General features: G+C 36.4%; 7 protein-coding genes. 3 read left to right on the top strand and 4 right to left on the bottom strand.

The features are described from left to right. Positions 1 to 142: 142 nt before the first annotated feature. Complete coding sequence (locus LUU93_RS20310) at positions 143 to 1,567, bottom strand: SusD/RagB family nutrient-binding outer membrane lipoprotein (protein ID WP_232682986.1); 1,425 nt, start codon at positions 1,565 to 1,567, stop codon at positions 143 to 145. 11 nt (positions 1,568 to 1,578) lie between these two features. After that, entirely contained in the window at positions 1,579 to 4,761 is a 3,183-nt protein-coding gene (locus tag LUU93_RS20305; protein WP_232682985.1) for a SusC/RagA family TonB-linked outer membrane protein, read from the bottom strand. Between the two features lie 590 nt (positions 4,762 to 5,351). Here LUU93_RS20305 and LUU93_RS20300 point away from each other — a divergent pair. From LUU93_RS20300 to LUU93_RS20290, 3 genes are all read left to right on the top strand, one after another. Further along, entirely contained in the window at positions 5,352 to 6,959 is a 1,608-nt protein-coding gene (locus LUU93_RS20300; RefSeq protein ID WP_232682984.1) for a class I SAM-dependent methyltransferase, read from the top strand. 86 nt (positions 6,960 to 7,045) lie between these two features. After that, positions 7,046 to 7,876, top strand: a complete 831-nt coding sequence (locus tag LUU93_RS20295) for an ATP cone domain-containing protein (protein WP_232682983.1) — start codon at positions 7,046 to 7,048, stop codon at positions 7,874 to 7,876. Position 7,877: 1 nt separating this feature from the next. Further along, positions 7,878 to 9,233 carry an MBL fold metallo-hydrolase RNA specificity domain-containing protein gene (locus LUU93_RS20290; protein WP_232682982.1) on the top strand — a complete coding sequence of 452 codons (1,356 nt, stop codon included), beginning with the start codon at positions 7,878 to 7,880 and terminating at the stop codon, positions 9,231 to 9,233. A gap of 218 nt (positions 9,234 to 9,451) precedes the next feature. Here the strand turns inward: LUU93_RS20290 and LUU93_RS20285 are convergent, their stop codons facing one another. Continuing rightward, positions 9,452 to 12,400 (bottom strand): Ig-like domain-containing protein, encoded by a 2,949-nt coding sequence (locus tag LUU93_RS20285; RefSeq protein WP_232682980.1) that lies wholly within the window; start codon positions 12,398 to 12,400, stop codon positions 9,452 to 9,454. A gap of 375 nt (positions 12,401 to 12,775) precedes the next feature. Then, the gene (locus LUU93_RS20280; RefSeq protein WP_232682979.1) at positions 12,776 to 13,438 is read right to left on the bottom strand and encodes a GNAT family N-acetyltransferase; all 663 of its coding nucleotides are present in this window, start codon (positions 13,436 to 13,438) and stop codon (positions 12,776 to 12,778) included. Between the last annotated feature and the right edge of the window lie 182 nt (positions 13,439 to 13,620).

The raw sequence follows: 13,620 nt of genomic DNA, 5'->3' as shown, positions 1-13,620 counted from the left end.
TTTAAAGACTACTTTTGAAGCTATACACACACCGCAATTTAATCAAATTGCAAGAATTAGGAAAGCGAAAGCTTTCCTTTTTTTATGCCACAAAAAAAGCTGCCTCACTTTTGAGACAGCCTCTTTTGTATTTAGTAGAATATCAATTCGCATCAAACCATAATTTCGTAGTAAGCAGATCTTTTCCTTGTACAGCAATTGCTGCCTGGTAGCTGGCACCGTTCAACGACTGCTCAGTACCCGGATAGAAGAAACGAGAAGGCAGCTTTCCGTCCAAAACCGTAGCAGGACCGGCAGTTAATACCGGATAATCCAGTCTTCTCCACTCCGTAAAAGCATCAAGGCCTTGTCCGTAAAAAGCAATCCATTTTTGTGTTCCTATCGATTTGGCATAATTTGATGCGTCGTATTTCACAACTGCCTGATTAAGGTAGGCAGCAATAGTCGCTGCATTAGTAATACCAAACTGATTGAACGATGCTGTAATTGCATCATTATAAAGCTGTTCTGCATTTCCGGAAATATAACCACGAGCAACAGCTTCGGCAAGATTGAATAATGTTTCTGAATAAGAAGCAATTACAGCCGGCGATGACGAAGTCAGGAAGTAAGTACCCGGTTTTGATGTTTTGGCAAAACCCTGACTATTGGCATCACTATTAGACAATCCGTTAGCGCCTCCAACATATTTACCCACAGTTGCATCTGATGGCAGTTGAGCGTAAACTGGTAAACGCGGATCAGCGAGCTCATTTAACTTATCAACCAATGTTTTCGAAATACGATAATCATCACGAGTTTCAAACCAAGCCGATGCCGGATTTTGCTGAGGCGAACTTGTATAAGTAAACTTAAAAGTATCACTGTTACTGCTAAGTACCCCAGCAGCATCGCTTGTTGCATCAATTGCAGTTTGTTTCGCTAAAACTGGTTCTCTGTCTGAAATTCTCAATGCGATACGCAGACGAAGTGAATTTACCAGTTTTTTCCATTTTGAAATATCGCCTTTATAAGCCAAATCTCCGGTTACAGTACCGTTTGCTGTATTTAGCAAAGACTGCGCTTGTTTCAAATCTTCAAGTAATCCTGTATATACTTCTTTTTGAGTATTATATGCCGGTGTTACTTTTTGACCTGCTTCTTTATAAGGAATACTTCCGTAAGCATCTGTCAGCAACAAAAATGTCCATGAACGCAGCGTTAGTGCAATCCCTTTGTAATTTGAATTTGCCTGGTCTGCCGGGAAATTAAGAATTGTGTTCAAATCTGTAATTAAGGTTGCATATCCGGTATTCCACAATGAAGTGAAAGAAGTATTCGATACATCGTACCTGTCCGGTTCTGTGTATTGGATTTTAGCCCAATGCTGAACAAATAACAAAGACGAGTTAAAATTATTTTCCGATCCCCAGTATAAGTCAGCACTCTGTTTTAATGTTCCAGTTAACAAGTAAGGTGCCAATGGTGTTTCTGTTGCATTTGGGTTTTCATTAATATCATCCAAGGTATCACTGCACGAGGTCAGTGTCAATGCAAATAGAGTTATATAAGCTATTCTTTTTAGCATGATTTTGTGTTTTAAAATTTAAGATTTAAATTAAGGCTGAAATTTCTGGTTGTCGGCAGCGCTAAACTCTCCAATCCTTGAGCATTTCCGGTATTGAAAGCTGTTTCAGGATCAATATTTGGTGCATCTTTGTAAATAAAGAACAAGTTACGGCCTGCAGCAGTAATACTTGCCCCATCAAATCCAATTTTTCTGGCTAGTTTTTTATCTACATTATAAGTAAGTTTTACTTCTCTTAATTTTACAAAAGTTGAGCTGTAGATATAAGCTTCGCTGATATTGTATGATGCTTTGTAATATTCCTGCGCACTAAGTACCTGAGTATTTGGAGTTCCATCAGCATATACACCGTTAAAAATCATACCATCATCGTATACCGTAGCTCCACCTGGCGCAGCTGCACCTGCCGGCAATAAAGTTTTTGTAGTACCTGCTAAATAGTAGTTTAACCCGCCATTTGCAGCATCACGTCCTTGCATTGTTTGAGCCAGCACTCCTGTATAATTACCCGTTCTGTTAGTTCCAGAGAAAAGCTCTCCCCCTACACTGGCATCAACAAGAAATGAAAGTTCAATATTTTTGTACGTTAATGTGTTTGTAATACCGCCAATCCAGTCTGGAGTATAATGTCCTAATACTTTCTTTTGCGGATCAGCTTTTGGCAGTCCGTTTGCACCTACAACAATATTTCCGTTTGCATCACGCAGATAAGCTGTGCCATAAAGTGCGCCGTAAGCCTGTCCAACAGATGCTAATACATCAACACCTCCCGAAGAACCAATGGTATAGTTTTGAATTTGTCTGTTGTAGTCCAAAATCTTTACTTCGCTTTTATTCTTAGAATAATTTAAAGCGACATTCCATTTGAAATTTTCAGTTTGAACAGGGTTTCCATCCAATTGAACTTCTATACCACGATTGTTTATTTTTCCTGCATTGATTAATTGTGAATTATAACCGCTTGAAGCCGTTGTTTTGATTTCCAAAATCTGGTCAAAACTATTCGTGTTATAATAAGCAGCATCAAAGTGCAGTCTGTTTTTCCAAAAAGAAGCTTCTAAACCTACTTCTGTAGAACGGGTTGTTTCCGGTTTCAGGTTCTCATTCAATTTTTTCTGTGAAGAAGTTTGAATTGGATTTCCGTCAAATGCAGTTTGGAAATTGTAAACTGTAGACAATTGGTACGGATCTGCATCGTTACCAACTTCAGACCAGCCGCCGCGTACTTTTAAGAAATCAAGTGTATTACTTTTCAAATTCAAAGCCTCAGATAAAACTAAACTTCCGTTAAAAGAAGGATAAAAATAAGAACGGTTACTGCTCGGTAATGTCGATGACCAGTCATTACGTGCCGTAAGATTTAAATAAGCATAATTTTTATAACCAAACTGTGCCGAAGCATACGCGCTGTATACCCTCAATCTTGAATATGCGTTTGATGAAGTTAACGGATCACGAGAATTCGTCAAAGTATATAAATCCGGTACAGCCAAACGTGGTGCTTTTTGATAATTGTTTGCATCGCTGTGGTTACGAATATTGAATCCGCCAAGAGCATCTAAACTAAAATCATCACTCAGTTTTTTGGTATAAGTAAAAATACCTTCTGTATTTCTTTCGCTTACAGTATATGCATCTTCAGCATACGATCCGTAAGGAGTTCCGTTTGTACCATATTTAATCTTGTATTTTCTGCGGTCGTTATAATAGTCAATTCCGGTACGGAACCTAAAATTAAGTCCTTCTGCAAGCTTTGCATCCAAATGGATATCTCCAATTAAACGGTTACGCTGCTGGCTGGTAGTATTATAATAAGCATTCCAATACGGGTTGCTGTAATAACTGTTGTTCCAGTTAACGTCTCTATTACTTCTAAGCTGATTGATATCGACCTGACGTCCGAACCAAAGAAACTGAAGCATTACACCCGCAGCACGATTACCGGATGGACCGCCCGGTAAAGCCGGGGCATCAGTAACAATATAATTGCCCGTTACTCCTACTTTAATATTTTTAGAGATTTGGTAATTAGAATTAATACTAAAGTTTGTTTTGTTTACCTCACTGTTAGGTACAGTTCCTAACTGTTTTTGATTATTTACCCCTAAACGAAAATCTGACTTTTCATCTGATTTAGCTACAGAAATACTGTTATCATAAGTAAGACCAGTATTAAAGAATTCCTTAACATTATCAGGATGAGAAACAAAAGGCACCGCTTCGCCATTTGAATAAAATTGAGGAATAAGACGTCCGTCCATTTTAGGCCCCCAGCTTTCATCAACTCCATCATTAATTCCGCCTCCTTTACCATCTACATAACTAAACCTTCCGTTTGAACCTTGTCCAAATGTATTTTGAAAACGAGGTAAAGTAGTAACCTGAGAAACCGTTATACCAGTACTAAAACTAATGCCAAGTCCTTTTTGGTTTTTACCAGATTTTGTAGTGATAAGTACAACACCATGTGCCGCACGAGATCCGTAAAGAGCCGCAGCATTTGGACCTTTTAGTACCGTTAATGATTCAATATCCTGAGGATTTAAATCGGCAATTGCATTTTTAAAATCACGGGTAGCCCCGCCAACACTTCCTAACTGTGAGTTATCTACCGGAACTCCATCTACCACAAATAGCGGCTGGTTATTTCCTGCAATAGAGGTTTCTCCACGAATAATAATACGAGAAGATCCCATATCTCCCTGTGAATTGGTGATTCGCACACCTGCCAGTTTACCGGTAAGATTATTTAAAAAGTTGGTTTCTTTTGTATCTACCAATTCCTTATTTTTAAGTGACTGGGTAGTATATCCTAAAGATTTCTTTTCTTTAGTAATACCTAATGCGGTCACTACAACTTCTGACAACTGATTTTGTTCCTGATCAAGACTAATAACAACTGAATTTTGAGTAACTACCGTTTCTGCTTTTTTATATCCCAGAAAACTTACTACCAGCGTATAAGGAAATTTTTGTCCTGTCTGGAAAAAAAACTTCCCGTCAAAATCTGTTAAAACACCATGTGTAGTTCCTTTAATATTTACCGAAGCTCCAATAACAGGCTCCTTTGTAACAGCATCTATTACTGTTCCCTCAAGTTTTGACTGGATTAAAGGTTTTGTCTCCTGAGCTTTAATCCCTATGGAAATCAACAAAATACATATCCATGTATATCTATTTAATTTTTTTTTCATTACTTTTTTTAGTTTAATAAATAAGGTGGGGCGAAAATAGATTTTACTCCACTCTCGCTTTCCTTATAGAGAGATGTACAATTTCTTTAAGCTTCACCATTTCTGCTGCAACAGAAATGTTTTTTATCTGCAGCACATTCGTTTCTTCATTTTTTATTTTTTTTGATTATTATTATTTTAATTGGCCTGTATACTATTTTACTTCAATCGTTTAGGTTTCTTCTTATTGAAATATTTTATGACTTAGAAACTAAAATATTTATAATTCCAGTATTTACTTTAAATACTACTAATTTGATAGAACAAAAGTAGATTAAAAAAATTAACTCAAAAACTTTAACTGATATTTTTGCAAAAAAAATGTTAATTACATTAATCTACTTTTTTTAAACCTCTAAAATAAAGACACTTACCATTTATTTACATTTTTTTACCGTGTAAGAATTTTTCTAAACCGGCAGGGTTAATTAAGAATATCTGTTATTTTTTTAAACCATAATCGGGAAAAAGAAACAGCATTATTATTCAAACCGATACATCTTTAGTTTAAAAAATAATCACTAATTTTAACATAACTTCATTCTTTAACTATGATCAATAAATCGCAGCTCCGAAGTTCTATTTTCAGACATCTTGACGGCCTGGCTGTTGCTCCGGCAGCAATAGCACTAAAGAATTATGCAGTTTTAGAGTTTATCTTAAACAAAAAACAAGTACAATTAACAGAGCTTGCAACAGCTTTTAAAGCAAATGAAGGTTATCTTAATGTGGGTTTGAGAATTTTGGCTTCTCAGGGTTTTTTAGATTATGAAGTCAATAATAAAACTCAGGTAATTACAATCTCTGTAAATGAAAAAACCGAAACGGCCTTTTCGATGTTTTATCTCTATGAAGACGTTGTTGATCTGCTTCAGTTTTCTATTCAGTTTCATCCTCGCCTCTTTGAAGATGTACCATTTGAAAAACTGAACCTTATTTTTGAAAAATATAAAAAAAATTACGGAATTGAATTCTCTGATGATCCATTAACAAATAGCATTCAGGAACAAATTTTAAAACATATTGAGGGTTATTTAATCGGGCCGACAATTGTGCGTCTTGCCATGAACGGAATGTTTCATAAATATTTTATGGAGACTTCTTTCAGGCCTGAAGAATTTCATAAATCCCCTGAAAATTTTAAAAAGATATTAGACTTTTTTGTGCATCTTGGATGGTTTCTGGAAAAAAACGGCAATTATCAATTTACCGAAACAGGTTTGTTTTTTGCAAAACGGGCCACTGCTTATGGGGTTACGGTTTCATACCTGCCAACATTTGCTAAAATTGAAGAATTAATTTTTGGTGATCCGGCTGTTTTAAGAATGATAGCCGATGGCGAAAACGAAATTCATGTTGATCGTGAAATGAATGTTTGGGGAAGCGGCGGCGCTCACGACACTTATTTTAAAGTTGTAGATGAGATTATCATTAAGCTTTTTAACCTGCCTATTGAACAACAGCCAAAAGGAATCCTGGATATGGGCTGTGGTAATGGCGCTTTTCTGGAGCATATTTTTGAAGTAATCGACAGGCAGACCCTGCGAGGCGAAATGCTGGATGAATACCCGTTATTTCTGGTTGGAGCAGATTATAACCAGACAGCCCTGAAAGTTACCAGAGCTAATCTTATAAAAGCTGATATTTGGGCAAAGGTAATTTGGGGAGATATTGGACGTCCGGATGTGCTTTCGGATGATCTGAGTGAGAATTACAACATTGACCTGAAAGATTTGCTTAACGTGAGGACTTTTTTAGATCACAACCGAATTTGGAAAGATCCGAAACATGTTGACGAAAACAGGATTAGTAAATCTACCGGTGCATTTGCCTTTAGAGGAAAAAGAATCAGCAACAATCTGATAGAAGATAATCTCTTGGAACATTTACAAAAGTGGTCGCCTTATGTACGCAGATTTGGTTTGCTTTTAATTGAATTACATACTATAAGCCCAAAGCTGGCAGCTGGTAATTTAGGAAGAACCCCTGCAACAGCTTACGATGCAACTCATGGTTTTTCTGACCAATATATTATCGAAATAGATGTTTTTAATGATGTGGCTGCAGAAGCCGGATTATTTCCGGATAAAGCAATTTTTAAACGATTTCCAGAAGCTGATATCGCTACGGTAAGCATTAATTTATTGAAGGGAAACTGAATAAATAATTACAGTGATTAATAGTAAAAAGCAAGTTCTGTCATTAAATACAGGAAGTATAATTCGACATCAACTCATAATCTATAATGAAAATAACGAAGCACTCTGGTCACGAAGTACCTTTCGACAAAGAAAAATTAAAACTTTCCCTTAAAAAATCGGGAGCTGCCGATGATCTTATACGGGAATCCCTGGCTGAAATAGAAAAGCAAATGTATGATGGTATAACCACCAAAGAAATCTACAAACTAGCCTTCGCTATTTTAAAAAAAGCAGCAAATGGACATGCTGCACGTTACAATATTAGATTGGCTTTACAAATGCTGGGTCCAACAGGATTTTTCTTTGAAAAATTCATTTCAAGATTGTATGCTGCCGATGGATTTAAGACAAAAATAAACTTAACGCTGCAAGGAAAATGCGTTTCGCATGAAGTAGACATAGCCATTATGAAAAATAACATAATATCTATGGTTGAATGTAAATTTCACGGCAGCAAAGAAGGATCTTCGGATGTAAAAGTTCCTATGTACATCCTTTCTCGTTTTAATGACCTTAAAGCAAAACAGCACACTCTTTTTTCTAATAGCGAAACTATTAATTCCTGTATTATAGTAACCAACAATCGTTTTACAAAAGATGCTCAGGATTTTGCCAATTGCAGCGGAATCTCTCTTTTAAGCTGGGATTATCCGCAATATAACAACCTCAAAGATAAAATAGACAAAGGAACTCTTTATCCTGTTACCTGTCTTACAACGCTGTCAATGGTAGAAAAAGAAAAATTGCTTATTCTGGATCAGATACTTGTAAAAGATCTTATTGATGATTCGCAAGGTCTTCATAAAATCGGGCTTAGTGAAAACCGGATCAAAAATGTATTGCATGAAGCTTCACAAATTTGTAAACTTATTTAAAATGAAAATAAATTTTATAGGAGGCGCGGGAACTGTAACGGGTTCAAAAACCCTGATAGAAACTAAAGACAGCAGAATATTGATTGACTGTGGTCTTTTTCAAGGTCTTAAATCACTCAGAGAACTCAACTGGGATCCATTACCTATTTTACCTTCTACAATAGATTGTGTACTTCTCACTCATGGTCATCTAGATCATTGCGGCTGGCTGCCCCGACTAATATCTCAAGGTTTTAAAGGCAAAATATACTGTACAGCCCCAACCAAATCCATAGCTAAACTTGTTCTTTTAGATAGTGCCAAAATTCAGGAAGAAGAAGCCTATAAAGCTAATGAAGAACAGTATTCTAAACATACACAGGCAGAACCACTCTATACAATCCAACAAGCTCAGGACGTTACTTCTTTTTTAAAAGTCATACAGCCAAACACACCAGTAGTTGTTGCAGATGATATCACGGCTGTTTTTGAAAGTTCCGGACATATTATAGGCGCCTGCAGTATTACACTAACTCTGGAAGGCAAAACTTTAGTATTTTCAGGTGATATAGGTAGAGATGACGATGTATTGATGTTTCCGCCAACAAAACCCACAATGGCTGATTATCTATTTCTGGAGAGCACTTATGGAGATCGCCTGCATCCTGATCTGGATGTAAAGAAAGAACTGGAAACATTAATAAATACTGCCATAGAACAAAAAGGAACTGTGATCATTCCCGGCTTTGCCGTAGAGAGAGCGCAATCAATAATGTTTCTATTATGGCAGCTTAAAACAGAAGGCAGGATTCCTAATATTCCCTATATACTGGATACACCAATGGGAGCTAATGCACTGCATGTATTTCTGGAAAATTTACAATGGCATAAACTTTCCGTTAATGACTGCCATGAAATGTATAAAATGTTTACTATTGTCTCTGAGTTTGAAGAAACTATACGCATTATTGCAGACCCTCAGCCTAAAGTGGTCATTGCTGCAAGCGGTATGGTGACAGGCGGACGAGTATTATCATATTTTGAACATTACATAAGTATTGAAAAGACTACCGTTATTTTTGTAGGCTATCAGGCAGAAGGTACTCGTGGAAGAAGGCTGCTTGAAGGAGCTGATGAAATTAAAATATATGGTAATTACTATAATGTAAGGGCCAAAATCTTTCAAATAGAAGGACTCTCTGCACATGGGGACCAGGAAGATCTCTTAAACTGGCTTTCGGCTCTTAAAAACATTCCCAAATGCATTTATTTAGTACACGGTGAAAATCTGCCGGCAGATGCGCTGCGAATTAAAATTCAGGATCGATATCATTTTAAATGCAAAGTTCCTTTAATGGGAAATGAAATAGAAATTTAGGCTTTCTCACAGCTACTTTTAAACTGAAAAAAGAGTTTTATTTGATTTAGATTGTATGAAATAATAAAAAACAACCCGAAGGCTTTCTTTATTATGATCATTATTAAACTTTTATTAGTTGAAATAATAATATTTTATATTTCCTGGATTTTCCTCCAAGGTCTAAAAAGACCTTAGAGGAATTAAAATCAATTGTAAATCATCAACTTAATAGTCCATCATTTAACAATCAGTTTTTTAGAAACATTAAAAGCATTAGAATTAATTGTAACAACATATATTCCAGCCGCTAAATTATAATTGATTTTTGCAGATGAGTTGAGTTTTTTTACCAAAATCTTTCTCCCGTTAATATCCGTAACCGTTATTACTGCCGTGTCGCCCGCTTCTAGTTCTGGTAAAACAATATTAAATTCATTGTTGGTGGCAGGATTTGGATAAATATTAACCACAGAATTCTCAACTGCTGTTTCTGCTTCATTAACATTAACTTTCTTTGATACAGAGGCTGCTTGAAACTGCCATTGTGCACTTTCCCAATTGTTTTGAGCTCCGATGTATTGAGCAGATCCCGTTAGGTTTTCAATATGTATCATACTTCCTGTCTGCCACCTGTTTTTAATTCTTACCCAGGTGCCATCAACATTTTCACTTGACCATTGTGCGCTCCACCAGCCAGGTGATCCTGCTGTACATTGCACTGCTCCCGTTAAGTTTTCAATATGTATTACATCTCCGGTACCTACGTTTTTTATTATATAATAAGCGGCATCAACAGCAACTTTTTCCCATTTGTAATTGTTGTTTGCAATAGCTGCACCATACCCAGCATTGGCACCCGCATCATATAAATAATTCCCTGTCCACCTATTTTTTATTGCAAAATAATTTCCTGTTGCAGCATTAACGGTAATTTCTGTTGTACTTGTTTTATTTCCGTCTGCAGTTGTTACCGTAATTGCAGCTGTACCAGCTGAAACTGCTGTAACTAAACCTGATGAATTAACCGCTGCCACACCTGTATTGTTTGAAGCATAACTCACAGATTTATTAGCTGCATTAGATGGCAAAACTGTCGGCGTTAATTGCTGCGTTCCACCTACAGTTAAAGCTGCTGACGAAGGACTAAGACTCACACTTGTTACCGCTACATTTGATGAATTTACTGTGATGATACTAGTTGCAGTTTTAGCACCATCCTGAGTTGTCACCGTAATGGCTGCCGATCCCGAAGCAACTGCCGTAACTAAACCTGCCCCGTTTACAGTCGCAACGCCAGTATTATTAGAGCTATAACTTACCGTTTTGTTTGCAGCATTTGTTGGAGCAACAACTGGCGTTAATTGCTGTATTGCTCCAACACCTAAAGTCGCTGTTGTTGGTGTGATTGTAACGCCCGTAACCGGAACATTTGTAGTGGAACAATTAGAACTCTGCGTCCATGAAAATGCACCAATTGCACTGATTTCTTCATTAGCCGCAGCATTTCCGCCTCTGTTAGAATAGTTCATATTGCAATACGTACCATTACCACCTGGAGAACCTGCTATAAGTACAAAATAACCTCTGCCCCAATTTCTATTAAGCGCATTATTGTTTGGAAATTCTTTACCAGTTCCGTTAACCGTTATGTCTTTAAACGAAAGATTGTAAATACCATCACCTGATCTTTTACTTATAGAAATAGCATCATTTCTTGAATCTAAGATATCAATACTATAAAACTGTACATTTTTAACCTGAGTTCCGGCATTAAAAGCACTAAAAATGTCAACAGCCGCCACTGGATTATTATAGGTATCATTAAAAGTTCCGCATGCTGTTATGGTAATATCGTGTATTTCGTGCATACCATCATTGTTAAATGGTGCTCCGGGAAAATTATTACTAACCCTGATTCCTGCTTCCAGATTGTCTTTTATAATCAAATTATACCCTTTGTTATTTTTTCCGCCGTAAATAGCAAGACCACAGGCACGCCAGCAGTTTTCAGAAGTATTGTATCTAAACGTATTATTGATACATTCCAGTCCATCTGCAGACCAAATCGCCTGGTCGTCATCACCATTGTTTCTAAAATTACAATGTTCTACAATTGAGTTTGCAGTTCCTTTGCAAAGATTAATTCCATCGGCATAATTGTTTCTAAAACGACAATGAGACAGTGTAAATCCATCGGCAATTGCAGGACCTCCAGTATTGTATTGTGCAATCCAGGCACCGCATTCAAAATGTTCTGCCCAAATATTTTTTACCGTTGAACCACTTGTAAAAACCCCATTTATACCTTTATAAGAATTGCTTCTCGAAGCCGAATATGTTGTCAAATAAAGATCGCTGAATGAAATATTACTCGCATTGGCACGCAATCCTCCGTTTAAGCTGCTTGTATTGGTAAAATTAATTTGAGTATACCACATTCCTGCGCCAATTAATGAAGTATTGGCCACACCAAAATACAATTCCCGGTTAACATTAAAAACTCCACTCGGAACAAATATCTTTTTACCGCCGTTTGCATCAATAAAAGTCTGAAGATCACTGCCGTTTCCGGTATAAGTCACGGAACCGGCCGGAGCGGTAACAGCCGTTGGAATTGGTTCCATCTCTGCAAAATCCAAATGAATATTGCCTGATTCCCTTACGAGTTTTAAAGTTCCGGAAACAGCAATTTTAGCAGGAAGTTTATAACGTACTTCATCAAATCGCATTCTTGGGTTTTGATTTGTAATTCCGTTATTATTCGGATTTCCGTTGCTCCACAAATATTCCCAAGACCATGTTGAAGTCAATGTAAGGGTTGTCAGCTTTGTGTTTCCGTTATACACGCCTATCGTACCCGTTTGCCCATCTGGAACACTGTATCTAACTACAAGCCCATCGGCAGCTTCTGTAAGTGTCCATTGTACAGCAGCATTGGCAGCTGAAAGGTTTACACATTGCTGGTCTGAAGCTTCAGATTGAAGATCGGCCTGAATATACGATTTTGAAGTAACAGAAGCACCATTAGACAATTGTCCTAAGTTTGCTTCGTATCTTTTGTACGGCGCATCATAATAGCCGCGCTGGGCATAAGAACTTGAAGTTAAGAGAACGAAAAAAATCCACATAATAATATGGCAGTATTTGTCTCTTTTAAAAAAAATAACATGTAATTTGTTTCTCATAAGTTTCGGTTTTTTAATTAGTTTGTTCCCTGTAAAAAGGACCATAACGAAACTAGAGTTTAAAAATAAATTAAGGAAAAAGTTGACAAAAAATCAAGACCTACACAACGATTTCACGAACATAAGAAACTAATAGCCAACAATATATGACTTAACAGAAAATAAAAAATCAAGAATAAGTATAGATACAAAGTTCATATTTCAAGATCTAATTAATGAGAATGTAAAAATTTTTAACATCATTTATAAAGACATTCTCAATTTTAACAAATATTAAAAAAAATTCACTTTTACAAATACAAAAATCACGATAAACAAAAATCCCATTTCTAACGAAATAGGATTTTTTATAATATTAAGTAAATAAATCTGTTCTTAAATAGTGCTAGAAACGTTTTTTGGGTCGTACATCATTGCTGTACATAAACAGTTTTTTCTTTCTTTGTTTAATAATATAGGGCAATTGACACATGACTTGCAGTTTTCCCAGAAAAGTTCATCGGTAGTAAGCTCTGAATAAGTAACAGGCTCAAAACCCAGTTCGTGATTCATTTTCATTACTGCCAAACCTGTTGTTAAACTGAATATACGAGCCTCAGGATATTTCTGACGGCTAAGCTCGAAAATTTTTCTTTTAATAGTTTTTGCAAGGCCTGTATGCCTGAATTCGGAGGCAACAATCAATCCGGAATTAGAAACATATCTGCCATTATCCCAGGAGGAGATAAAAGAAAAACCTGCCCATCGCCCATCTGATGCAAAAGCAATGACGGCTTCACCTTTATGTATCTTTTCTATAAGCTGCTCAGGTGAACGCCCGGAAATACCTGTTCCTCTTGCTATAGCAGAGGACAATGTAACTTCACAAATTTCTTTTACCCAGAAAGCATGATTAGAATTGGTGACTTCAACTGTAAACTCTGGCAGTTCTTCTTCAGTTATCTTACTATTCAATAAGAAAGCTTTTTTTTCTGAAAATGGTTCAGCTGACAAAAACTCTTGAGCTGAAAAATCTATAGTTTGTTTTTGGATTTTCATATTCGTTTATTGCACTTCCAATTTTAGTACTCAGAAATACAAAAACACTATATCCAAATTAAATACCAATATTAAAATCGCACTAAGATTTAAGCATACAGACAGCCTATAAAGGAATCCTTTAGCAAATTATAATTTAATACTCATTAAAACCCATATCAAAATGATAAGGTTTTATTATT

Origin of the sequence: Flavobacterium soyae (assembly GCF_021245985.1) — a bacterium.
GTDB classification, from domain to species: Bacteria; Bacteroidota; Bacteroidia; order Flavobacteriales; family Flavobacteriaceae; genus Flavobacterium; species Flavobacterium soyae.
Note: the sequence above shows the minus strand (reverse complement) of the source record. Positions and strands in the feature narration are given on the sequence as shown.

What these genes read in the sequence shown, in the direction of transcription:
- LUU93_RS20310 (WP_232682986.1), bottom strand. Translation starts at nt 1,567, where the DNA reads ATGCTAAAAAGAATAGCTTATATAACTCTATTTGCATTGACACTGACC.
- LUU93_RS20305 (WP_232682985.1), bottom strand. Translation starts at nt 4,761, where the DNA reads ATGAAAAAAAAATTAAATAGATATACATGGATATGTATTTTGTTGATT.
- LUU93_RS20300 (WP_232682984.1), top strand. Translation starts at nt 5,352, where the DNA reads ATGATCAATAAATCGCAGCTCCGAAGTTCTATTTTCAGACATCTTGAC.
- LUU93_RS20295 (WP_232682983.1), top strand. Translation starts at nt 7,046, where the DNA reads ATGAAAATAACGAAGCACTCTGGTCACGAAGTACCTTTCGACAAAGAA.
- LUU93_RS20290 (WP_232682982.1), top strand. Translation starts at nt 7,878, where the DNA reads ATGAAAATAAATTTTATAGGAGGCGCGGGAACTGTAACGGGTTCAAAA.
- LUU93_RS20285 (WP_232682980.1), bottom strand. Translation starts at nt 12,400, where the DNA reads ATGAGAAACAAATTACATGTTATTTTTTTTAAAAGAGACAAATACTGC.
- LUU93_RS20280 (WP_232682979.1), bottom strand. Translation starts at nt 13,438, where the DNA reads ATGAAAATCCAAAAACAAACTATAGATTTTTCAGCTCAAGAGTTTTTG.